Below are 601 nucleotides of genomic sequence, written 5' to 3'. Positions count from 1 at the left end.
CGGCTACTGCCTTGCACTTAACGCAATCCGCTCTTTCTCACCAAATCAAAGATCTCGAATCTCGTATTGGCGGTCAGTTATTTTTACGCAAAACTCGCCCAGTAAAATTTACCTCTGAGGGTGAAATTCTCTTGCGCCTCGCTGAAGATATTTTGCCAAAGCTGGCAAGAGCAGAAAACGAACTGGCGAGTTTGAAAGAGGACGTCAACGGTCGATTACACATGGCGATCGAATGTCACTCATGCTTCCAATGGCTCATGCCTGCTCTAAGGGAATATCAATTGGCGTGGCCAAGCGTCACGTTGGATTTTTCGTCCGGATTTGGGTTTGAGCCCCTACCCGCATTGTTGGCTGGCGAGTTAGATCTCGTTATCACGTCGAATATTCAACCTCGTTCTGAGGTACATTATGAACCGTTGTTTGACTTCGAAATGCGCCTGATTACTGCAACCAATCATCCATTAGCTGACAAAGAAATTATCGAACCACAAGATCTTGCCGATCAAACTATGCTCTCTTATCCGGTTCAAAAACAAAGATTGGACGTTGTTAAGCACTTCTTGCAGCCGGCCGGCGTCGAGCCTGCCAGATGGAAGCAAGC

1 protein-coding gene is annotated in these 601 nt (G+C 47.1%); it reads left to right on the top strand.

Annotated elements, in window-relative coordinates; all coding sequences use genetic code 11:
- Window positions 1-601: LysR substrate-binding domain-containing protein (locus tag R7190_RS28875; protein ID WP_318138068.1), on the top strand; the 601-nt coding region annotated here is incomplete at both ends.

The organism is Vibrio sp. 1078-1, assembly GCF_033340475.1.
Note: the sequence above shows the minus strand (reverse complement) of the source record. Positions and strands in the feature narration are given on the sequence as shown.